The organism is Vibrio sp. 1069 (assembly GCF_033340555.1).
In genome coordinates, this window is record NZ_JAWOWP010000002.1 from 263,928 (window position 1) to 286,377 (window position 22,450).

A 22,450-nucleotide genomic window follows, 5' to 3' on the forward strand; every position below is an offset into this window, starting at 1 on the left:
GGCACTTAGACTTCATTGAAAATGATTACGCTAAAGAAACGATGACAGAGAATACGATTCAGGAAAAAATTGCCAGCTTTACTTGTATCGAAGAGGCTTTGAATTACTTCGACATCGAGTTTGATAGCCGATTTATCGAAAACAATCGAACCGAGTTGGTTAAGAGGTTTCACGGCTACTTAATCCTCACTAAACCGGATGATTGGTTTTCAGGTCGTCGTGCTTTAAAGAATGCTTACTGTAAAGTACAACGCAGTTTGCTCAGTAAAACGACGCGCTCTGCGTGCCGAGGTTGTACATCTTGTCAAAGACGTTAATTCTGGTGGCTTGCCTAAAAAGAACCCTGCATCTTGGTGTCACAGGGGGAAGAGCAAGGTTCTTTTGGTTTCGCTATTGGTTTGTCGCGAGTTACGAATCAGCTTTACGTAGATGAATTAACCCGCGTGATACGCAGGGTAGTCCACCAAGCCTTTTTCACCGCCGCCGAACAATGTGGCAGGGTCATGTTCTGCCAGCGGATAGCCATGCTTGATGCGGCTTGGTAAGTCTGGGTTTGCAACAAACGGACGGCCAAAGCCAATCATGTCGGCTAAACCACTTTCAATCGCGTGTTGCGCCTTTTCTGCGTTGTAACGACCGGCATAGATCAGTGTGCCTTTATACGCCTCACGAACTGCGGTTTTAAAGTCGTGCGGAGTGTCTGGCGCGTCGTCCCAATCTACTTCTGCAATGTGAATGTAAACCACATTGAGTTTATCAAGCAGCGCTGCAGCGGCGGTGTAGGTTTCGACTGGCGTACTATCAACGGTGCCATTTAACGAAGTGAATGGCGCAAGACGAACACCAACACGCTCAGCTCCAATGGCTTGCGTCATCGCTTCTATCACTTCACCAAGAAAACGCAGACGGTTTTCAATAGAGCCACCGTATTCATCGGTGCGGTTATTCGCTTCAGAATCGATAAACTGGTTAACCAAGTAGCCATTCGCTGCATGAAGCTCGATACCATCGAATCCGGCTTCTATCGCGTTTAGTGCGGCTTGGCGGTACTCTTCAATAACGTTCTTGATGTCTTGTTTGGTCATTTCACGTGGCTCAACCACGTCGACAAAGCCCGGTTCGTCTGTGCCGTTATCGACAAATACTTTCACGTTTTCTGCTTTTAGCGCAGAAGAAGAAATAGGTTGCTCACCGCCAATGTTATCAGGGTGAGTCACACGACCAACGTGCCACAATTGCGCGAAGATAGTGCCGCCTTTCTCGTGCACTGCATCAGTTACTTTTTTCCAGCCAGCAATTTGCTCTGGGCTGTAAATGCCTGGTGTCCATGCATAGCCTTGACCCATTGGCGAAATTTGTGTGCCTTCAGCAACGATTAGGCCCGCTTCAGCACGTTGAGCATAGTAGGTCGCCATCATGTCGTTAGCGATATTACCTGGTTGAGAAGCACGAGAACGCGTCATCGGAGGCATAACGATACGGTTTTTTAATGAGAGAGAGCCAAGCTGAATGGGTTGAAATAATGCGTCTGTCATAGGAAACCTCGTTATTTTTGAGTTTGGATGAGCTCGATTTGGTAACCATCGGGATCTTTAATGAACGCGATGTGAGTTTCTCCGCCTTTCATTGGACCTGGCTCGCGAGTAACGTTGCCACCAAGCGCTTTAATTTTTTCGCAAGCGGCGTAAATATCTTCAGACCCCAGTGCCATGTGTCCGAATGCGTTACCCAAGTCGTAACTGTCGGTGTCCCAGTTATAAGTTAGCTCGATGGTCGCGCCATCTGGTTGATCAGGGTTACCAACAAACACCAGTGAGTAACGGTATTCTTGGTTTTCAAAACGATCCAAAACACTCATTCCCAGAACTTTTGTATAAAATTCGATAGATTTGTCTAGGTCAGCTACACGGATCATCGTGTGGAGAAACTTCATAAGTCGCCTTTTCATAACGTTGCGTAATCACTATGCAAACCATATCGCCACTCTAAATAAACTGGAAATTATCGTTAATTATTAAAATGATTATTTAGTGTTATGAAAAGCGAGGTTGCTGGCCCTGCAACATGCAAACAAAGATTACTCGCCGTTTCTTTTTAATTGTTGGCATATGCTAATTACTCTTTTGAGAAACCGAGTAACTATCATGTCCACAAACAGCTACTGTCATTACACTCACGAATATCATCATCAATGTGCGGTTTGTTCTTCAATTAATGTGAATCCGAACTCTTTGGCCGTGAACTACCAATACCTAGCCGATGGTTCTGTTGTCGGAGAGTTTCACGTTTTACCGCGTCATCAAGGTTACACAGACCTGTTGCATGGTGGTATTGCCAGTTCGCTTCTCGATGGTGCAATGACGCATTGTTTGTTATCTAGAGACATTCAAGCCCTTACGGCGCAGTTGGATGTGCGCTACCATGCACCTATTCAGTTAGATGATCGAGTCACGATTACTGCACACTGTGAAGGTGAACGACGCGGTATATATCAACTGGTGGCTCAATTGCGGGTCAATAGCGAAGTTAGAGTGACGGCTAAAGGGAAGTTTATTCGTCCTAAAAAGGCATAAATAAAAACGTGTTCTACGGAGAGGCAATGAAGAAATTTGATGAGCTGTATGCAATTGCGACGAGAAAATCTCAATATGACCAAACCAACACTTGGTTTAAAGGCGTAGAGACTTATCTGGAGGCCATTGGCAAAGAAGTTGATGAAGTCCGCGAAGAGATTCGTGAGGATCGCCTTTGTCATTTGGAAGACGAGTTAGGCGATGTGTTGTGGAACTATCTTAACGTATTAAAAGCGCTGGAAAGAGAAAAGGGTATAGATCCTGAGAAAGTACTCGAAAGAGCCTGCAACAAATACGATCAGCGTGTATCTGCGATTGAGTCGGGACGCAGTTGGGATGAGATAAAACAGCAGCAGAAACAAGCCTTGAACGCAGAGCATGAAGCCGCGCAGTTAGAAGATGTAAAGAGCCAATAACTGCGCTTGGTATTGAAAGGATAGGTTAATAGAGAATACCTAGTCAGCCCTTGGAGCTGTTGACCAACAGTAGGTCACAAGGTGGTTGATCAAGTAACGTGTCTACAGTGCTGCCAGACCAAAATTGAGATGACATGCTTCGTTTACATGCCCCCATAATCAAAATCGCTGCTTGTGATTGCTTAACTGCTTTTGGTAACGCCGTTTCAGGGTTTCCTTCCGGTAATAGTAATGGAACTCGCGTTAACTTTTGCGCAGTAATAAAATCTGTAATGCCTGCTTTTTGATTGCTTAATATCTCTGCACGATAGCGAGAGAGGTATGGCGCGACGTATCGGCAGTAAACGAGCGTCATTTTCCCGCTTAAGGTTTGTTCTAATTTTGAGCCTCGCGAGACGATGGCTTTATCTACTATCGACTTTTCATCCCCTCGATGAAGTGGGTCGATTGCACAAAGCATGTTGGCGTGAGAAGGCCATGAACGCTCACTCAGTAGCAACAAGTCGCAATCTTGTTGTGCTAGTTCTGTGAGCATCGTTTGAATCTCGTGTTTGTTAAAGTGTCCCACGAGCAGTAAGTCAGTGTGGTCAACAAGTCGTTTCGCAACTTGCTCAACCCAATGACTCCCTTTGAAATGCTCGTAAGAGAGCGTTGGCGTTTCAAGCTCTTCTTCTTCACAAAGTTCGACAATTAATGCGTTGAACTTTAAGGTCCAAGCTTCAAACTCAGCTTGTCTTTTTTCTATATGGTCAGAGTTGAAACTGAGAAAATGAGCGAATGCGTGATCTTCACTTCGGCGATGGTCTTCCACTAAAACCACAATAGGCTGAGCCAACGCTGTCGAAAATTGAATCACTTTACGAAGCACCTTACGACTTGGTAAGGCGGCCTGCTGAGTCAGAAAAAATACAGGTGCCATTGATTACTCCATTATCAAACAAGGCGAATGAGCCTGACACACATTCAAGTCTATACCATGAACTGATGCAGAGGCGTTTTGTTTCTGCGAGCGAAATATAAATTCCGCAATTAAGTCAACTATCGCCTAGAATTTTAACATCAAGAATTCATGCCTTCGGATAGCACATATCGTCAATGCGGCGAATGTGGTACTGAAAGCTATAGGTAAAAGTAATGATAGATTCCAACCAATTGCAAATTAACCGCAAAGTGCCACATTTGCTTGCTGAGATCATTAAAGCGATAGAATCGACCGAAGACTTGAGCTTTTTGAAAGACTATCAAGAAGCACAGATTGCGAACATTTTGGAATCGGTCAACATTGCTTACCGTAAGCGTGTCATAGAAGCAGTGCCGCCTGAGAAGTATTGGACGGTATTAAATTTGCTCCGATACGACACCGCCAAGCACATTCATCAATCACTCAATAAAGACTTACAACATGAACGCTTGGCGTACATAACGGATTCAGAACTGATCATCTTTGCGGACTTTCTACCGACCGAATTTGTAGATGAATACCTTATTGATCAAAGTGAAGAGTCTGTCGCGCATATCCAACAAGCATTGTCGTATGAAGACAACAAAGTTGGACGTTATGCCGAGCCTCACTTTCTGGTCGCAAACCCTAAAAACAGCGTAGGAGGCATCAAAACCGAGCTGCTAAAACGTGGGCAAAGTCCAGTGCGGTTGATTATTGTGCGTGATGCAAGTGGTGTGATTGGTACGATAGAGCCGCAAACCCTGTGGCTGCATGAGAACCATACCAAACTCACAGACTTGACCGTAGTCACGCCAATTCTGGAAGATATCCAAACGATTCAAAGCGTCAGTAAACAGGTCTCGATTGATGGTGGAGCGCATTGGTTTCCTATCATGGCTGGTGGCAAAATTATGGGCGTTTTGTCGATGGCGACCATCGCGATTACCTTGCGTGAACTCAGCCTACAAGCTGTAGTGGCAGAAAACGTACGAAGTGAAGAAGATTTGTTCACACCATTAACTGTGGCGACAAGGCTAAGAGCACTTTGGTTGGTGATTAACTTGCTGACCGCTTTTGTTGCCTCTGCCATCATTGGTATTTTTGATAATGTGGTCGAGCAAGTTGTAGCGCTTGCTATCTTAATGCCCGTTGTGGCGAGTATGGGCGGCATCGCAGGTAGCCAAACCTTAGCGGTGGCCATTCGGGGTATCGCACTAAACCACTTGCACCAAAGTAACTTGAAGCTATTGGTGAATAAGGAATTAAAAATCGCCACCATTAATGGTTTAATTATGGGATTGGTGATCGCGGGTGTCGTTTACATGGTGTTTGACTCTTTGCCATTGGCGCTTATTATTTGCTGTGCCATTTTCCTCAATAGTTTGGCGGCCGCGGCATCGGGTACGTTGATACCATTCACGTTGAAGAAGTTTAACATTGACCCCGCCGTGGCTGGCTCGGTAGTATTGACGACCGTTACCGATGTCGTTGGTTTCTTTGCGTTCTTAGGCTTAGGTGCCATTTTCTTGATATAGATATCCAATTGACGCGTTAACTAGCAGAACCAATCGCACCATTTCCCAACCCAGTATTTTGGGCGAGCTTGCTTCACTCAGCATTCCTCCGTTTTCCATAACCGATGAACACGTCGTTTCGGTTCTTACTTTGTATATCTCTTTACTGCCCAGTTCTATTCCCCAAATTTCCCACTACCGATCTCGCTTAACGCTGGCGTGCCAAATGCCAATTTCAAACGCCAGATGATGCCCATTTTCTTGGCTGTACACGCATTACTTCACTCAAACAAAAAATAAGGAAACAATTTTGAATAAACTCATCGTATTCACTGGTGGTCCCGGTGCAGGGAAAACTTCGGTAATCGAACAGCTAAAAACACAAGGCTTTATCTGCGCGCCAGAAACCGGTCGTCACGTGATACAAACGCAGGTTGCCAATCACGGTTCAGCATTACCTTGGAATGACAAACAAGCTTTTCGAGACGAAATTATGAAGGCAGAAGTGAGCAATTACCGAGCTTTCAATGTCCACCAAGGGAATGTGTTTTTTGATCGCAGTATTGTGGACGTATATGGCTACAGTAAGTTGGAACAACTGCCAATCTCGCATGAGCTCATCACGCATTGCCAGACGCTTCGTTATCATTCTCAAGTGTTCATTTTTCCACCTTGGGCATCGATATTCAGCAATGACGAAGAGCGAAAGCAAGATTTTTCTGAAGCGGTGGCTACGTATCAACAGATGGTCAACGCTTATCACAAATTTGGTTATCAATTGATCGAAGTGCCCAAAATGTCAGTCGAAGACAGAGTAGCGTTTATTCTCGGCTCAGTCATCGAACAAGGCTGAAAGATGATTGATGCAAACAAATGAGTAAGGCTATTGTGAGCACGACAACAATATGCGTAAAGGGAGTTATTTATACTGGATAAAATTCAATAACTTAATTGAGTGTTATGTCTTTTAAATATCTTACCTTATTGCTCGCAACGACGAGCATGAGCAGCTTTGCTGATGTAGGCCTGCCTTCGGGGGATGATTGGTTAAACCATGTGACGAATGGCCTAGCCCCATATTGGATGATGGAAAGCGCGCATGGACAACCTGCGGGGAATTTTCCGACTTTTCGTTGTGATAACGGTGTCATTCTCGACCCACAAAAGCCGTGTGAAGAATTAAACAAAGGGTGGATTAGCCCGCACTTCGATCGCGAATACACCCGCATGAAATCGCGCCAAACTTACGCTTATGGCGTACTTTTTCATCTTACGGGTGACAAGCAAGCATTAGAGCTGGCAAAGAAAGGGGCTTATTACCTGATTGATCATCTACAAGATGAGAAAAACGGCGGCTTCGTGAGCTTTACGCGTAGTGGAAAACCGGGGATGGAGTGGCAACAGCGAACTTCTCAAGACCAAGCTTACGCCTTGGTGGGGTTGGCGATGTACTACTACTTAACGCAAGATCCAAAGGTTGAACAAGCACTTATCGACCAGCAAGCGTTTATATTTAAACAATACCGACGAAGCGATGATCGCGGTCTGGCGTGGGTTTTGAAAGATGGTGATGGGGAAAGTGAGAAGCAACAAGAGTTAGTCGCTCAACTTGACCAAATTAATGGCTACCTGTTGTTAACGGCGCCACTTTTACCAGAACCAGCGCAAGCCAAGTGGAAGCAAGATCTGCAATGGCTGATGCAAGTGATGCTAGATAACTACCATTCCGTCAAAGAGCAGCGTTTTTATGGCGCGATACACCACAAAGCGGTAATGATGCCAGATGCGAAACACAATGATTTTGGACACACCATCAAAGCGTATTGGATGACGTATCTCACTGGTCAGTTGTTGGAGAATTCCAATTGGACAGAGTTTGGCTTCAAAGGAATGAAACACACACTTAAACAAGCGCAATACCAGCAAAACTTTGAGCAAGTCAAAGCGCGCTTCTCACCAGAAAGGCAGAGCTATGCTTCTCTTTGATATTATCCGACAAAACGTTAGAGTACTAGCTAATCGAGTACACAATGCAAATCTAGAATCATCTGGCTGCATTTTGATTGTTAATGTGAAGTATTTGAAAGTCGAAAGGGAATATGGGAAAGCTCCTCAACTATCTAGAGTTTCATTAGCAAGTATAATTTCTCAAGAAGACAAGTATAACTTTGATTCGAGTGCTTATGTTCGTGGTCAAATTGCCAATATGTGTGAAGCTAGTGCTAAAGCTCCGATCAATACAAAGTTTCAAATTGTAAGCGGTCAGTATGACGATTCATACTCGACAGCAGTCTTGTTTATCAAATGTACATGGGAATAACATGAGAATTGTTAACGTTTTATTCGTAGTGCTCCTTGTTACGGCATGTAACGATACTACGTCAAAGTTTGAGGCAACTAAAACGACAGAAAGCCTCCTAACTAAGAACCGAGAAGCTCCAGAGCAGTTGTACAGCGAAGCAAATAAATTTTATGAACAAGGTGATGTGCAAGGAGCAAAGTCTTTATTGATCAAAGCTATCGAAGTGGATGATGTTCATAGTAAAGAGCTTTTAGGGGTAATCCTTCTGAAAGAGCCAAAAGTCATGGATGTTAAGCGGGGCTTTTCTTTAATCTCAGAGGCTGCTGATGATGGGTTGGCTAGTGCACAATTTTATTTAGGATCATGTTTGTATGATGATGGCTGTGGTTTACCTGAAAATAAGGTGCTTTCAGCCTATTACTTGACGCAAGCGTTAAATAATGGTGAAGGTGGTGCACAAATGCTACTTGGATTTCTAGATGAAGAAATAGGTGACACTGCGATTGATCAAAAAACATATGCGGTAGAGCTGAATCGCTATATAGAACAACTCAATTAATATTGCGGCTTAATGTTTTATAGGGTTTTAATCGAACCTCAAACAGAGAGTGCTGGACTTCTACAAAGCAGTAGAAGCCACAGCGAATCTGCAACAATAATCGAGTGTGTAATAGAAAATAAAAAGCCGTCAGAACCAACTGGTTTTGACGGCTTTTTATTCTATGACAGGTAGAGGATTCAATTTTCAGCGCGATAGGTCCATGAAAACTTAAGTGAGATTCCAATCACGTCGCATAATCTCACTAGTGTCATTGGAAATAAATGAATTGTTTCTGATACATAGAACGTATTAACTTGGTTGCACTAGGCCCATATGAGTAAACTTATTGAATATACAATTTGAGAGAGAGGGTTTAGTTTTAAAAAATAACAGTTAGTTGGAATCTAGGTTAAATGAAAATAAAACTATTTAAAAAGCTACAAGTTGTATTTCTTGTGGTGTTGTTTCTCTAGGTTGTCCAAGCGGAAGCATGATCTAAAACGCTTATTTTATTCAAATAAATGGAAAGAAATGAAAGTGGAATTAAAAAATAACTATTCAGAATCAGAAATAAACCAGCCACCATCGGTACTTCTTGTTACGTCTCTGTTGTGTCTGGCGTCCGTTTGTTGGGCTGCATTGCTGTTGGCCATTGAATATATTGTTGGGATAGAAATGAGTGGTACAGGCTTTCTTAGCACGTTAATCCCAGCCATGAGTGTTGGTTATTACTTCGGCTACAAGACTGGAGATGTAATGCCATCAAAAACAAGATGGTATGCTGTTTTACTGTGGACTTTAGCAAGTTTGGTAGTGTTCTCTCTTATCTTAATGTCGTTAGATATTTCTCCGTTTTATTTATTATCTGAGCTCGGTGGGGTAAGTATTTTTATTGCTATCATAATGCTAATAACGATTGGCATCGCCTACTTAATTTTAAAAAGTGGTGAGAAAATGGCGATTAGAGTATTACTCAAAGCCAAGGAAAGTCAGTAGATAAAATACAACAAACGATTCAATTAGGATCATGACAAGACGCCAGCCATAATGTGCTGGCGTTTTAGTTTCCTGTTTGTAGGATTTTTTGTCTAAAAGGCAACCCCATTTATTGTGTTGTCGTTTGAGTTAATGGTTTATGCCTTGTACGCAAGATAGCTTAGCAGGTTTATGTATCGAGAAACGTGTGTATAATTCGCCACGAATTACGATTTATAGATATGAAAGGTAAGTATGGCAGTCCTCGAAATTCTCTCCATTCCAGACCCAAGGCTTAAAGTAAAAGCAGAAAAAGTCACTGATGTATCGACAGTACAAACGCTGATAGACGATATGCTAGAAACACTTTACGCAACGGGCAATGGTATCGGTTTAGCTTCAACCCAAGTAGGCAGAAAAGAGGCAGTTGTTGTCATCGATATCTCTGACGAACGCAATGATCCTTTAATCTTGGTTAACCCAGAAGTGGTGAGCGGAGAAAACAAAGCACTTGGTCAAGAGGGATGCCTCTCTGTTCCTGAGTACTACGCAGATGTAGAGCGTTACACGTCAGTTGTTGTTTCTGCACTAGACCGTGATGGCAACCCGATTACAATCGAGAGCGATGAGTTCTTGGCGATTGTGATGCAGCACGAAATTGATCACCTATCTGGTAACTTGTTCATTGATTACCTTTCACCGTTAAAGCAAAAAATGGCGATGAAAAAAGTGAAGAAGTACGTAAAAGCGAAAGCTAAGTAATATGAAAGGAAGTAACTCACAACCGCGAGTTACTTCCTTTTAAATCAAGAATAGGAAGGTAGTGAGAGCGGTTTATCTCTGTTTTTGGGGGACATAACGCTTTACGACCTTCATAAGCTTCTGAAATGAAGAACAGTCCATATGTGACTCATGAGGGCAGGTGGCAACATGGTTTAGGCTGTCTCGCACCGCTTTCAAACGTTTTATTTGCTCATCAATCTCAAGTGCCTTTTTCGTTAGTAAGTCACGATCGATATATGGCTTTGAAACTTCTGATTGATTCAACATTTCTGCCATTTCGTTAAGCGATATTCCAGCGATACGCCCCAAACTAATTAAATTGAGTGTATTGAGTACCTCTGATGAATATTGGCGTCTCAATCCATTCCTTCCTATCGAGCGAATTAACCCCAGCTGTTCGTAATACCTGAGCGTTGAAGTCGGCAATCCTGATTTTCTAACCACTTCTGCAATATCCATATTATTCCCCATTGACTTCAAGTTGGCTTTAAGTTGTAGCATGCAACTAAGACCTTAACAAATCAAAAACTTGAGGAGAGAAAAATGCTGCTTTTAATGGGATTGCAAGCTGTGCTAATAGGGATTGGTGCCACTTTGATAATGGATTTATGGGCATGGTTACAAAGGAGAGTGTTTGGTATTCCTTCATTAAACTATGCGTTGGTTGCGCGCTGGGTTTTGTACATGCCCCAAGGAAAGTTTATGCATGCGCCAATTATGGCGTCAGAGGCGATGCCGGGAGAAAAGTCACTTGGCTGGTTTTTGCATTATGCCATCGGCGTTACTTTCGCTTTGGCTCACGTTACTGTTTTTGGTCATCATTGGTTGGTAGAGCCCAGTCTAATGCCCAGCTTAATTACAGGCGTGGTAACGTTGATCTTCCCATTTTTGGTCATTCAACCTTGTCTAGGATTTGGTTTTGCTGCGAGTAAAACCCCAACACCTTGGAAAGCCCGTTTTCTTAGCACATTGGCGCATTTGGGTTATGGTTTGGGTTTATTCATAGCCGGGTTTGCAATCAAAGTTACGAGCCAGTATTTTGCATAGAGAACATGAGCATCATGCAAACGAGTGGTTTTTATCTATGATGCTCAACTCTTGGTTGTTTTTTGCGCTTTGATCATAGTTGACCGATATGTCTAAAGTCTGTTGCATTTATCCAAGACGTAAAGTCGGCGGACATTTAACATTGCCTTAACGTCAGAATGGCAAGCGGTTTACCAAGAAAAACTAAAATTATCTGGTTTGACATAAAGAATATTAAGGGTTTCAGATGGCTTCAAAAGTGGCAGGGATATCAATACTGAGTTTATTGGCAGCGCCAGTTGCGATGGGAGAAACAGCCAGTGCTTATGATTTATGTTTGCTAGACAAAATAAAGCAAAGCAAAGGTGAGGAAACCATAAAGAGCATTCGCGTGCAGTGTGAGCTTGACACAGTAACCAGCACAGTGCCCGCAGATCCAGAAATTGAAGAGCCTGAAGAACTTCAGGAAAGCTTGGTCGACAAGCGTTTGGAATCAGAACGAGAAAACGCGTTCGAACCGTTTAGCCTAGTCGCGCATCGCGTTAACTATATTCTTCCGTTTACGTACAGTGATCGAGTAAATAAACGCGCGTATGCTGACACCAAATACGGCGATGAACTGCGTAAGGAAGAGGCGGAGTTCCAAATCAGTTTTAAAGTACCAATGAACTATGATGACTTGTTGTTTGATGGCGATGGTCTGTTTTTTGGAATGACTCTTAAATCATTTTGGCAGGTATACACGGGTGCAGCATCTCGTCCATTCCGTGAAACCAATTATCGTCCAGAGCTTTTTTACTACACCCCAACTGACTGGATACCACTTGATGGTTCGACTTGGTTAGGTTTTGGTATTGAACATGAGTCTAACGGTCAGAGACAGGAGCTATCGCGCAGTTGGAACCGTGTCTATGCCAACGTAACCTTTGCAAAAGACAATTTTGCGGTTTCTATCCAGCCTTGGTGGCGTATACCTGAAGATGAAAAGACATCGCCTAATGATCCCAAAGGTGATGATAACCCGGATATCGAAGACTATATGGGACACTTTGAGCTATCGAGTGCTTACAAGTGGAATGGTTACGAGTTTACCTTTTTAGGTCGCCAGAACTTTCAAACACATAAGGGTTTTGCAGAACTGGGTGTGTCATTTCCGATTTGGGGCAAAGTTCAGGGGTACGCACAATACTCAGCGGGTTATGGTAAGAGCTTGATCGACTATGATCATAATCAGCAGCGGATTGGTGTTGGTATTGCAATCAACGGTGTTTTGTAGTTTTTCGTAGATGGATAGAAATTAACACTGGCAATTGAAATTTCAATATTTAGAATGCGAGGCTGAAATTGATTTCTAACCTAGAGTGATTTTATGCTTCGTGATTACACCTTCGATTGTCTTGTAACTATGCCTCGCCATGAGCTGGAAGAGTTTAGTGCTCGTATGATCAGTAAAATGGTGCCAGAAGACGTGATGAATGAGCTGTTCACTTTTGATCAAGAAGAAGTGGATAGTGAAGACCGCATGTTGTCTGCACGTCTTGATGCAATGCTACGCATGACAGCAATCGCACTGAGTGAAATTCAACAAGCGTTTGATGACTCAGACAACGCAAAGCAAAATAGCGAGCGAATGACGCGATTGGTGCTTTGGCATTTCTACGCGATCTCATTCCGTTTGGAAGAGGCCATCACGCTAGAAACACACTGTGCTCTAGTGGAAAAACTAATCGAAAATGCACCTTCGGATGTTTTTGCGTGGGTAAAAACATTGACGGAGCTGCTGCACACTTACGCTGAAATCAACGCGAAAGAGAATCCTCAAGACTAAACACCTGTCGTTTATCGTTCAGTAAATTAGAAACAAGGCGAGCCATTTGGTTCGCCTTGTTTTTTCGCGTCAGATAAACCTTCGGGTTTGAAATACCAAACAAGCCTAGACTCAGATTTGTTCGTTCACTAGCGAACGGCGTGATTCCTTCTTACACTAAATCAAGGTGTTTGTTGCTAAACAAGCAAATGCATGACTAAGTCGTGTATTGTTTTCCACTTAAATGCGGATAATTTATGTCGAAGAACCTTCTGGTTTTTAAATTGGAACCGACTATTGAGCGTTCACGCTTTCCAGCTGAGCTTCATCTATCTAAAGGAAGTGAACGATGGATCCGTTAACGCAAGGTTTATTGGGTGCAGCTTTGCCACTGGCCGTGAGCAACAAGCGAAACCTTGCAGTTGTTGGCGTGTTGGGCGTGGTCTCTGGGATGGCTCCGGATTTAGATGTGCTCATCCGTTCTTCAACTGATCCTTTGCTGTATTTGGAATACCATCGCCAATTTACTCACTCGCTCTTGTTTATCCCGTTTGGTAGTTTCATTTGTGCTTTGGTGTTGTATCCATTGTTCGCAAAAAAGCGAGGACTAAGCTTCCGGCAGAGTTGGTTTTACTGCGCGCTTGGTTATAGTACCCATGCGTTATTAGACGCATGCACCAGTTATGGAACACAGCTTCTATGGCCGATAAGCAACACGCGTTATGCTTGGAACACTATTTCGGTAATCGACCCCGCGTTCACACTCCCTATTTTAATATTGCTTTTGTTTGTTGCACTGAAGCGAAGCCCAAACTATGCCCGCATTGCATTTTTATGGTGCCTGGCTTACCTAAGTCTTGGAATGATCCAGCGAGATAGAGCAGAAGTAGCTGGTTGGGAAATCGTCAAAGAGCGACAACACAACGCTGTACAATTAAAAGCCAAACCAAGTTTCAGCAATCTTTTGGTTTGGAAACTAATTTATGAAACGGAAGAGAGCTACTATGTAGATGCCGTAAGGGTGGGGCGTTCAATAAAAATTTACCCTGGCGAATCAACTCCAAAGTTAAATATAAAAGAGCAATTTCCGTGGCTAAACCCGCAATCGCAACAAGCAAGAGACATCGAACGTTTCCGTTGGTTTTCAAACGGTTTTGTAGCGACGGATCCGAATAATGAAATGCGAATTGTTGATATGCGTTATTCCATCGTACCAAACCAAATTAATGCGTTATGGGGCATCAATCTATCCCCAAAAGCCAGCGCAGACGCGCACGTTGAATACACTGCTCATCGAGGAAGTACTGCAGAAGATCGCCAAGTTTTCTTCAACATGCTTACGGATTTTGAGTGATGGCTTTACTTTGGATACCGATGCGGTGTCGTAGTAACCATTACGTAGACTGAAAGTCCTTTACTAGGGTCGGCTTGCTAGCGAAGAAAATCTTGCCAAACAGGGACTTGTACTTCCAGCCAAGAGACAAAAGCCGTTTAGCTAAGTTCTTGTTTTCAATGATTGCAACCTCAACACCTTGGTAGTGGTAAGGATTGCTTTTGATGTAGTCGATAAATGCAGTAAGCACGCCTTGCCCGCGAACGGAGGGTGCAAAGTTGACTGCTACAATAGAAAAGCGTTGGCTACCTGCTGGGCAACGGACTAAACAGTGCCCAAGAGGATGAGTAATAGTCTCAGAAAATTCAGGAAAAGGGCGAGACTCAAGCTCTTGAGAAAGCGCATCGTATCGCTGACATAGATAAGAAAATAGTTGTTTCGCTTCGCTGTTCATATCGGTGCCGCTTTTGTGTTGCTTGGTTTGAAGGCATTGATGTCTCAAACATTGTAACCATAGATAGCAACACAAAACGCGGTAAACTTTTTCAGTAATGATTTCCTATTTTTGAAACCTGAATTGTTACAAATGAAGTTGATTGGGTTTTATATGGTAGTTGTGAACGAGTATTTCTAGTTGAAGGGAGAATACGCTGGTTACTGGATTCTTACTGGAATTCCTTTGTTAAAAGGCGAGCTGCTTGGTTTAATGCCGCTCGTTTAACTGCGAGTGGCATCTTTTGTATTTCGTCACCTTGTACAGCGACGATGGGACATGATGTGGGATCTTCTATCCTAGCTCTTCATGGTCTAAATTATCTCATTAACCACTCAGAGCTAGATTCTTAGTCTCGCCAAGGCTCGCTGGACTGACACAAAAACATCGTTAAACTCCTGTTATTAAATTATTTGGTCCGCCTTTGCTTACTTTTGAACGCTTAACTAGGCGTTACTCCAAGTGCTTAAATTGCAATGCCACAAGTCGCTGATACAACTCACAGCTTTGCATTAATGATTGGTGGTTACCGACATCGACTAACTCGCCATTGTCGAGCACCGCAATTTTATCCGCATGTTGGATAGTCGAAAGACGATGAGCAATAATTAGCGTTGTGCGTCCTTTCATTAGAGCTTCAAGTGCTTGTTGAACGTGATGTTCACTTTCACTATCAAGGGCGCTGGTAGCTTCGTCTAGCAGTAAGATTTTTGGATCTTTTAGAATCGCGCGAGCAATCGCAATGCGCTGCTTTTGTCCGCCCGATAGCCTAACGCCGCGCTCCCCTAAAAAGCTGTGATAGCCCTCGGGAAGCTTCTCAATAAACTCATGGGCATGGGCTTTTTTCGCGGCTTCGATAACTTGTTCATCCGTCGCTTCAGGATTACCGTAGCGAATATTATGGAAAACATCATGGCTAAACAGCGCTGGTTGTTGTGGTACGAGCGCCATTTGACGTCGAAGCTCGTTTGGATCGAACTGTCGAATATCTTCACCACCAAACAACACTTGCCCTTTTTGCGGATCATAAAAGCGTTGCAGCAGTTCGAATAGTGTTGTTTTACCGGCACCAGAAGGGCCGACCAACGCCAACACTTTTCCTTGTTCAGCAGTTAGATTTAATTCTTTGATTGCTGGTTGATTTGGTCGAGAAGGGTAGTTGAAACTCACCGAATTAAAGTTAACCTCAGCAGGCATGTCGGAACGGACAGGCAAATAGTTGCTTGGCGCTTTAATATCACTGTCTACTTGAAGGATCTCAATCAGCCGTTCGGTAGCACCTGCGGCTCTTTGCAATTCACCCATGACTTCGGAAATGGTTGCAGTCGATGAGGCAACCATAATGGCATAAAACACAAATGCGGCTAGGTCACCCGCAGACATTTTTCCGTGAATCACATCGCTGCCGCCTATCCAAAGCATGCCTGAAATCGCGCTGAACACAATCACAATAACGCCTGATATCAGGATCGCGCGCTGTTTTACTCTCTGTCTGCCTACTTCATAAGCTTTTTCCACCTCGACAGCGAAAGCCGCTCGTTCATGCGACTCTGAGCTAAAACTTTGCACGGTTTTAATATGTTCTATCGCTTCTCCAGCGTAGCTTCCGACATCGGTCATTGAGTCCTGACTTTGGCGAGAGAGAGTACGCACGCGTCGTCCATAAAACAAAATTGGCACCAAAACCAAAGGCACAGAAGCAAGCACAATCAGCGTGAGCTTAACGTTGGTAGCGAATAACATAATGATGGCACCAAAACACATCAAAGCGCTACGCATCGCCATCGAGAACGATGAACCAATAATGCTTTGCAGCAATGTGGTATCGGTAGTCAGGCGCGACATTATGTCGCCACTACTGTTAGTCTCAAAATAGCTCGGATGCAGCGTAATCACATGGTTAAACACCGCAAGGCGAATATCCGCACTAACGCGCTCACCTACGGCAGAGACAAGGTAAAAGCGAAAGAAAGTCCCAATGGCAATACACAATGTGACACCGACAATAAACTGAATCGCATTGGTGAGCTCTTGCAATGATTGCTGAGCAAAGCCTTGGTCGATAAGAATGCGCACTCCATAGCCAACGGATAACGTCAAACTTGCTGTCGCGACAAGGGCAACCAAGGCCGCCGCAACCCGCCATTTATAAGGTGCAATAAAGGTGCTGAGTTTAAGAAGAATGCTGAGATTTTTGTTATTTTTTCTGCTCATGAGTGACTCACAAAGCGTTTTAGGTACCTGGCATAGTAAGCCAGTTTGGTTGATGAGACCAGCGAACTACCGCTTTCGGATCAGGAAGTTGAGGAGTTTGATAGAGTAAACATTACTCTATCTGTTTACTTTTAAGTAATCACTTAAGTCACATTGACTACTTACGGAATCCCCATGGGATTGAAATTCAAACTTTCTGATGGGGTTGGTGGCTTCGCAGTTTAAATTAGACATATTTACTCTTTCCTTCATACCGATGACATGATGCCTGAAAATTCCTTTCCAAATAACAACCTTTTGATTGGCAACGGTTGTGGTCACTTCTACACTGCATATTGTTTGAAATAGACCGTCGAAAATACTTAGAACTTTATTCCTTTTTCTGAAAACAGGATCAAACTTGAATTCCCCATTTGTATTCGTGGTGAAGCTACGTTCGAAAGAACGATTTTCTGACCGAATGGTAAGTACTACATTTGCATTCTTTATGGGGGTATCGTTCTTCGTAATACGTCCTTTTATGCTTGGTGTAAACTCTTGAGCTTCCTTACCAAAAAATAAAAAGCCAACAGCAAAAACAGAAATCAGTACGAGTATGAGTAAAGCTGCAAACTGTTCTAAGAACAGAAAAACGTTGTTGATCATCGCTTACAAATCAGTAGTCAGTGAATACACCTCGAATTGTTGCGTATTGTCTCGAGTGACTATAGCGAGTATCTAAATCGGTGAGACATCATTCACGATTTTTTTAGAAGTTTTGGAGGATAGAGTGACCCAGGCGATCTTTGTTTTGAATAAGAAGCACTGCGATATTGACAGATATAGCCAATATCGCATGTATATCGAAAATCACTTAAACGTCGAAGAGACTAGAATCCGCTTTTAGTTCGGAGGGTGTTACGCACGGCTTTTGGCGAGTAGCAGGTCGACTTTTCCTTTAGCTGTTTTACTGACCGTTTGCATCAACTGAAAACTTGGTTTTTCGACGCCTGAGTTTTCTATCCCTTCGACCATTAAGAGCCAAAGCTTGGCTGTCATTTGCGCATCGGCTAGTGCACGGTGGAAAACACCGTCGTTGTCGATATTTTTATAGCGAACAAGTTCACCTAGCTTATGTGATGGGGCTTCTTGAATGAGCCGTCTTGCTACCAGTAAGGAGCAAGCAAACTCACCCGAATAACCACAGTTGATTCGTTCAAGCTCTGCATCTAAAAATCGTTTATCGAAGGACGCGTTGTGAGCGATAAGGTTCTCGCCAGCAATGAACTCACTAAATGACGCCATTACCTCTTCGCAGCTTGGTGCCGAACGCAACATATTGTTGGTAATACCGGTGTAGTTCTCAATGAAAGAACTCACTCTGAAACCGGGATTCATGAGTTGCTGAAAACTATCGACAACCTCGCCACTGACTAACTTTACTGCACCAATTTCTATTGCGCGATCACCTAAAGTAGGAGAGAGACCTGTGGTTTCAAAGTCGAGTACGACCACAGAGTTTGCTTGAGGCATAAAATTTTCCAGCTGAGTAATATTGCGCAAGAGTATTATCGAAAGCGACAGAAAAAGAAAGGCGAACACAATGGTGAATATATGTCTATCTTTACTCCACAAAGTCAGTGTTCGTCGTCCACTGTTTATGGACAGGTACGTTCTGGCTTACCCATCGCGGCTTGTGCGGTAGCCTTATATTTCAAATGTTTTTCGGCTTTTCGATTCATTTCAATTAAGCATTAACTTTCGATACAACATACTGATTATAAATTGATTTTATAAATCAACTTCGGCATCATTCACGGCTTGATTTTGAGTATGAATATCATCACGGCAAAAAATTAGAACAACTTATAATGAGAGGCTAGGGAACGATGGAACCAATGAAGAATCATTATTTAGAGATACCTGAAGAAAGAAAATTGCGTATTTTTCGTGAAGAAGATGAAGATTTCTACAGCTTCTGGGAAAGAATGCTTGATGAAAAACAATCTTTTTATAAGCAACCTCTTAAAAGAATGAAAGGCGATGCTTGGGATTCGCTTCAGGCATTTTTTACTGCTTCAAAATATGGACAACATCAGGCCTCGCCAGCTTATATAAAAAGAGCGCTTGAGTTACTGAATAACGTGTACTTGCTGGCCAATCATTCAGACAAAGTGGTTGAATTCTCCGTTGGGCACCGACATTTTTCGGAAGTAGGTAACCGTTCTATTGCAGGGGGAACGATGGATGCTTGGTTGGATGAAATCTGTTTAGCGATGGCCGCGAGAGATTGGCGCTGCGTAGAGCTGATGACCATCATGGATGAGTCGTTAGTGCGTTTAAAAGATCCATTCGATGTTGCGCTAGTCGAGTTCGTTAACGGTGTATTTAGCAATTCATCAGCGTTACCAGAGTTATTGCAAACTGTGATGGAGAAATCCTCCCCGCAATACTTAGAATCAACCAGAGTGCCATATGTACACTCTTTGTTTATTCCATTTGTGAATGTGTTTGTTGCCATTATCGATGGCGATGAGGCACATTATCAAGAGGCACTGAGGGATGCGTTAGAGGCGCATTACCAGTTCTACATGAATGAAGATGTTCGCTATTCGCCAAAAGGAAATGTTTCTCTGAAACTGACTGGTCTTGCTGCATTAGCATACGATAAGTATGGCTGGACGATTCCAGAAGCCGCATATTTACCGAAATGGCTTGTTTACGGTGAGCATGATCTTCGTTCTGCGTAAATCACTCTTAAGTTAAATCTATGTCCAATCGGAGGTTCAGCATGGAAGCGTAAGCAGAAAATGCATCGCGAAAATGCAGTTTACGCCTCCGTTTTAACAAGTTACATTGTTGAAACTTTGATTCAAAGGACAGAACAATGAGTGCCCACCTAAAACAGCTTTGTCATACCCATCTCCCTGGTAATAAAGAAGATTCTCCAGCCGAACACTTTGTGAAAATGGCAAAGTGGTGCGAAGAAAACAACGTCAATCACGATGTCTACGGTGAGGGAGAAACGATTCAAGCGTTCGAGCAAAAGGTTGCCGATCTGCTAGGTTACGAGGCAGGGCTTTTTGTTGTAACAGGGACGATGACGCAGCCAACGGTGCTCGAAATCGTTACAAGGCAAAAGCGTAATCCTATTATCGCTATGCACGCATCTAGCCATATTCCGGTGCATGAAAAACAAGGCTATCAGCTTCAACATCGCTTTAGTATTTTGCCAGTAGGGAACCCTTATCAAACATGGAAGCTTGAGGATCTCACTGCTTGGCCGGATGAAATCGCAGCCGTTCTTTATGAACTCCCGATGCGAGAAATTGGTGGTCAGCTACCTTCATGGCAAGAACTGGAAGAAATCAAAGCGTACTGCGCCGAAAACAAAATTCATCTCCATATGGATGGCGCAAGACTTTGGGAAACCGCAGCTTACTATCAGAAAGAATACCGCGAGATCGCCGCTGGTTTTGATACGACCTATGTTTCACTTTACAAAGGCATCAACGGCATGGGTGGATCTATGTTGCTTGGCTCAAAGTCGTTCATTGAACTGGCTTCATTGTGGATGAAGCGGCAAGGTGGCAACCTGTATCACAGAACACCTTATGTGGTGTCTGCGGCAATGCAGTTTGATGAAAGGTTGTCACAAATGCCGGTTCTATTTGAGCGAACAAAACAGATCTACAGGATCATTGAAGAGTTCCCACCTTTGGCGGTAAGACCAACCCAGCCTCAAGCAAACATGTTGCACCTTATCCTGCCATTTAGCTGTGAAGAGTTGAAAGAACTCCAATACACGTTTGCCACGGAAAAGGGCATTTGGTTTGGTAACCCGCAAGTCACGGCACATCCAAATCAATCGATTGTTGAATGGTATGTTGGTGACTACCTGCTCAATCTTGGTGATGACGAATTAAGGTCGTTTTTCAATCAGTTACTCGGTAAGAAGGCATAAACTTATCAATATGCGAGCTTACTAACACGCCATACGTGACACTTCATGTATTCTTAATTGAAGCGAAGAAGAGGATTTATCAATGTCAAAAAGCTCCAAACTTCACAATGAAGACAAACTGGTTAAGAAGGCACTAGATATTGGTGGGAAGATGGCGAAGCTACAAGGCTTTGACCTTCCTCAGTCACCACAACCTCTAAGAGTAAAAGCGATTTACCTATTCTTGGTTGATGCCAAACAGATCACCCCATTACCGGAAAGCAAGCTAGACGGCGCAAGCATCAAACACCGACTGGCAGTCTGGATACACAGTGCATTGCCAGACAACGACCCTCTAAAGTAGAAAACCTCATAAGTCATATAGGTCATTAATTAACTAGGCGAGCCAAATGGTTCGCCTTGTTTGATCTTGGCGAGTGCACCGAGGTCTTTTGGCGTGGCGGTATCATTGATTTACAAAACAAAATCAAAAGGACTAAAGATAAATCCCGAGAAGCGCTACAATGCAGGTGTTGCGAGAGTGCAACCAAGATTACTCATTTACAGAAGCCTTGAAGTAACCATACATGTCTAAAGATTTCGAATTCACTACAGAATACATACTCGACAAACCTTTCTTTGCTGAGTGTTATGATCAAACTAGCCAGCCAACGAAGTTCCCACAAGCGTACCTAAAAGGGATGCTGTTTCTTATCTTTGGTGTGGTTTTATTGGAGTTTGAACTGCTACCTAACGGTTACGTCGGTTGGTTCTTTATCGTATTGAGTGTGATTGAAGCGTGCAGCGTTTACTTCAAAAGAACTTGGTGGCTGTGGCGTCAAACCATCAGCTCAAGTCGCGGCAGTAAAGTGGTGTTTGAAGTGAATGCAGATGGCGTACGCTACAAAAGCGGTAAAGTTGACCGCAGCCTCGCTTGGAATGATATCGACCAACTCGAACAAACTGATTTGGGCTTTATCCTTCACCTTGGTAAACAACGCCAATACATCAGCAAATCTTGCTTAAACGAAGAAGTGATCGCGTTTATGGTAGAGCAGCACGCGGCATCAAAAGCGAGCTAACAAAAAAGCGAGTCCGTGGGTTTGCTTTTTTGATCTTAGGGTTTGATGCTTATGGGGTAGCTCTGATTCAGGCTCAAAATCTGAACCACTACACTCGGTGTTTCTGGTTGCGTCTTTCCAGTATATGGACTCCTTAAGTGTGCTGCGGAGTTAGTGTGTAAACTGAACCAAAAAAGTGACAATGAGATAGTTTATTGTGAGCCTACAGTGATGACGCCAACTTCTAGAGCATTTTTGCTCGATTACTATGTTCGGCAAAGGTTTGACATTCGTTAGTTTGTTGGGTTTTCCCTAATAAAGTTCATGTGGCCAGTGTTGGACTTATGCGTCTAAAGGTAACTTCTATGCGGAAGAAACTTATTCGATTTGAGGGGGCTATCCATGGAATTGCGATTCGAGCCCCATGGGAGGCGTTCGAAGCTTTAGGTAAAGTAGCCTATGAGAATGGAGTGTACAGCGAGAATCGAACCTACATCATCATCAGCTTGGAAGGGGGCGCAGTTCGGGTTTTGTAAGAGCCATTTCC

General features: G+C 43.4%; 25 protein-coding genes and 1 pseudogene. 18 read left to right on the plus strand and 8 right to left on the minus strand.

Features of this window, described 5'->3' with window-relative positions; translation table 11 throughout:
• Positions 1-41: 41 nt before the first annotated feature.
• Positions 42-317: a nitrogenase-stabilizing/protective protein NifW gene (locus tag R7040_RS04225; protein WP_017820985.1), complete on the plus strand. Its 276-nt coding sequence runs from the start codon at positions 42-44 to the stop codon at positions 315-317.
• A 117-nt stretch (positions 318-434) separates the two neighbouring features.
• Here R7040_RS04225 and R7040_RS04230 read toward each other — a convergent pair whose 3' ends face one another.
• Positions 435-1,535: an alkene reductase gene (locus R7040_RS04230; RefSeq protein ID WP_213967537.1), complete on the minus strand. Its 1,101-nt coding sequence runs from the start codon at positions 1,533-1,535 to the stop codon at positions 435-437.
• Between the two features lie 11 nt (positions 1,536-1,546).
• The gene (gene gloA / locus R7040_RS04235) at positions 1,547-1,933 is read right to left on the minus strand and encodes a lactoylglutathione lyase (protein WP_005376490.1); all 387 of its coding nucleotides are present in this window, start codon (positions 1,931-1,933) and stop codon (positions 1,547-1,549) included.
• A 211-nt stretch (positions 1,934-2,144) separates the two neighbouring features.
• On the opposite strand from gloA, the gene R7040_RS04240 reads away from it, so the two are divergent.
• Together R7040_RS04240 and R7040_RS04245 are read left to right on the plus strand one after the other, a co-directional pair.
• The gene (locus R7040_RS04240; RefSeq protein WP_005376488.1) at positions 2,145-2,573 is read left to right on the plus strand and encodes a PaaI family thioesterase; all 429 of its coding nucleotides are present in this window, start codon (positions 2,145-2,147) and stop codon (positions 2,571-2,573) included.
• A gap of 26 nt (positions 2,574-2,599) precedes the next feature.
• Entirely contained in the window at positions 2,600-2,989 is a 390-nt protein-coding gene (locus R7040_RS04245; protein ID WP_005376487.1) for a MazG nucleotide pyrophosphohydrolase domain-containing protein, read from the plus strand.
• 43 nt (positions 2,990-3,032) lie between these two features.
• Here the strand turns inward: R7040_RS04245 and R7040_RS04250 are convergent, their stop codons facing one another.
• Entirely contained in the window at positions 3,033-3,908 is an 876-nt protein-coding gene (locus R7040_RS04250) for a universal stress protein (protein ID WP_005376485.1), read from the minus strand.
• 215 nt (positions 3,909-4,123) lie between these two features.
• Here R7040_RS04250 and R7040_RS04255 point away from each other — a divergent pair, with 215 nt between their 5' ends.
• The 6 genes and pseudogenes from R7040_RS04255 to def all read left to right on the plus strand — a co-directional run bounded on the left by R7040_RS04255 (position 4,124) and on the right by def (position 10,026).
• Entirely contained in the window at positions 4,124-5,467 is a 1,344-nt protein-coding gene (locus tag R7040_RS04255; RefSeq protein ID WP_213967536.1) for a magnesium transporter, read from the plus strand.
• A 289-nt stretch (positions 5,468-5,756) separates the two neighbouring features.
• Complete coding sequence (locus R7040_RS04260) at positions 5,757-6,299, plus strand: AAA family ATPase (protein ID WP_047101468.1); 543 nt, start codon at positions 5,757-5,759, stop codon at positions 6,297-6,299.
• Between the two features lie 107 nt (positions 6,300-6,406).
• A pseudogene (locus R7040_RS04265) lies at positions 6,407-7,417 on the plus strand (AGE family epimerase/isomerase); the annotation flags it as partial.
• A gap of 350 nt (positions 7,418-7,767) precedes the next feature.
• Complete coding sequence (locus R7040_RS04270) at positions 7,768-8,307, plus strand: tetratricopeptide repeat protein (RefSeq protein ID WP_064354738.1); 540 nt, start codon at positions 7,768-7,770, stop codon at positions 8,305-8,307.
• Between the two features lie 513 nt (positions 8,308-8,820).
• Positions 8,821-9,285, plus strand: a complete 465-nt coding sequence (locus R7040_RS04275; RefSeq protein ID WP_017635325.1) for an ABZJ_00895 family protein — start codon at positions 8,821-8,823, stop codon at positions 9,283-9,285.
• 234 nt (positions 9,286-9,519) lie between these two features.
• Positions 9,520-10,026, plus strand: coding sequence for a peptide deformylase (gene def, locus R7040_RS04280; RefSeq protein ID WP_017635324.1), 507 nt, complete (start codon positions 9,520-9,522; stop codon positions 10,024-10,026).
• Positions 10,027-10,098: 72 nt separating this feature from the next.
• Here the strand turns inward: def and R7040_RS04285 are convergent, their stop codons facing one another.
• A complete protein-coding gene (locus R7040_RS04285) occupies positions 10,099-10,506 on the minus strand; it encodes a helix-turn-helix domain-containing protein (protein ID WP_169644070.1) in 408 nt (135 codons plus the stop codon).
• Between the two features lie 84 nt (positions 10,507-10,590).
• On the opposite strand from R7040_RS04285, the gene R7040_RS04290 reads away from it, so the two are divergent.
• The 4 genes from R7040_RS04290 (at position 10,591) to R7040_RS04305 (ending at position 14,234) form a co-directional block, all read left to right on the plus strand.
• Positions 10,591-11,094 (plus strand): DUF2938 domain-containing protein, encoded by a 504-nt coding sequence (locus R7040_RS04290; RefSeq protein ID WP_025767821.1) that lies wholly within the window; start codon positions 10,591-10,593, stop codon positions 11,092-11,094.
• Between the two features lie 226 nt (positions 11,095-11,320).
• Entirely contained in the window at positions 11,321-12,349 is a 1,029-nt protein-coding gene (locus R7040_RS04295) for a phospholipase A (protein ID WP_064354739.1), read from the plus strand.
• A gap of 93 nt (positions 12,350-12,442) precedes the next feature.
• Complete coding sequence (locus R7040_RS04300) at positions 12,443-12,901, plus strand: hypothetical protein (protein WP_005388759.1); 459 nt, start codon at positions 12,443-12,445, stop codon at positions 12,899-12,901.
• A gap of 328 nt (positions 12,902-13,229) precedes the next feature.
• Positions 13,230-14,234, plus strand: coding sequence for a metal-dependent hydrolase (locus R7040_RS04305; protein ID WP_064354740.1), 1,005 nt, complete (start codon positions 13,230-13,232; stop codon positions 14,232-14,234).
• A 40-nt stretch (positions 14,235-14,274) separates the two neighbouring features.
• Here the strand turns inward: R7040_RS04305 and R7040_RS04310 are convergent, their stop codons facing one another.
• The 4 genes from R7040_RS04310 to R7040_RS04325 form a co-directional block, all read right to left on the minus strand.
• Positions 14,275-14,667, minus strand: a complete 393-nt coding sequence (locus R7040_RS04310) for a hypothetical protein (protein ID WP_064354741.1) — start codon at positions 14,665-14,667, stop codon at positions 14,275-14,277.
• Between the two features lie 492 nt (positions 14,668-15,159).
• On the minus strand, positions 15,160-16,920 hold the full coding sequence (locus R7040_RS04315) for an ABC transporter ATP-binding protein/permease (protein ID WP_258470612.1): 1,761 nt from the start codon (positions 16,918-16,920) through the stop codon (positions 15,160-15,162).
• A gap of 117 nt (positions 16,921-17,037) precedes the next feature.
• Complete coding sequence (locus tag R7040_RS04320) at positions 17,038-17,565, minus strand: DUF6795 domain-containing protein (RefSeq protein ID WP_064354743.1); 528 nt, start codon at positions 17,563-17,565, stop codon at positions 17,038-17,040.
• A gap of 252 nt (positions 17,566-17,817) precedes the next feature.
• Positions 17,818-18,432: a PolC-type DNA polymerase III gene (locus tag R7040_RS04325; protein ID WP_064354744.1), complete on the minus strand. Its 615-nt coding sequence runs from the start codon at positions 18,430-18,432 to the stop codon at positions 17,818-17,820.
• A gap of 356 nt (positions 18,433-18,788) precedes the next feature.
• Here R7040_RS04325 and R7040_RS04330 point away from each other — a divergent pair, with 356 nt between their 5' ends.
• The 5 genes from R7040_RS04330 (at position 18,789) to R7040_RS04350 (ending at position 22,439) form a co-directional block, all read left to right on the plus strand.
• Positions 18,789-19,649, plus strand: coding sequence for an immunity 49 family protein (locus tag R7040_RS04330; protein WP_064354745.1), 861 nt, complete (start codon positions 18,789-18,791; stop codon positions 19,647-19,649).
• A gap of 137 nt (positions 19,650-19,786) precedes the next feature.
• A complete protein-coding gene (locus R7040_RS04335) occupies positions 19,787-20,863 on the plus strand; it encodes a threonine aldolase family protein (RefSeq protein WP_064354746.1) in 1,077 nt (358 codons plus the stop codon).
• Positions 20,864-20,945: 82 nt separating this feature from the next.
• Positions 20,946-21,206 carry a DUF5062 family protein gene (locus R7040_RS04340; protein WP_064354747.1) on the plus strand — a complete coding sequence of 87 codons (261 nt, stop codon included), beginning with the start codon at positions 20,946-20,948 and terminating at the stop codon, positions 21,204-21,206.
• A gap of 223 nt (positions 21,207-21,429) precedes the next feature.
• On the plus strand, positions 21,430-21,924 hold the full coding sequence (locus R7040_RS04345) for a YcxB family protein (protein ID WP_025767813.1): 495 nt from the start codon (positions 21,430-21,432) through the stop codon (positions 21,922-21,924).
• Between the two features lie 344 nt (positions 21,925-22,268).
• Positions 22,269-22,439 (plus strand): hypothetical protein, encoded by a 171-nt coding sequence (locus R7040_RS04350; RefSeq protein WP_162564176.1) that lies wholly within the window; start codon positions 22,269-22,271, stop codon positions 22,437-22,439.
• The last annotated feature ends 11 nt before the right edge of the window (positions 22,440-22,450 follow it).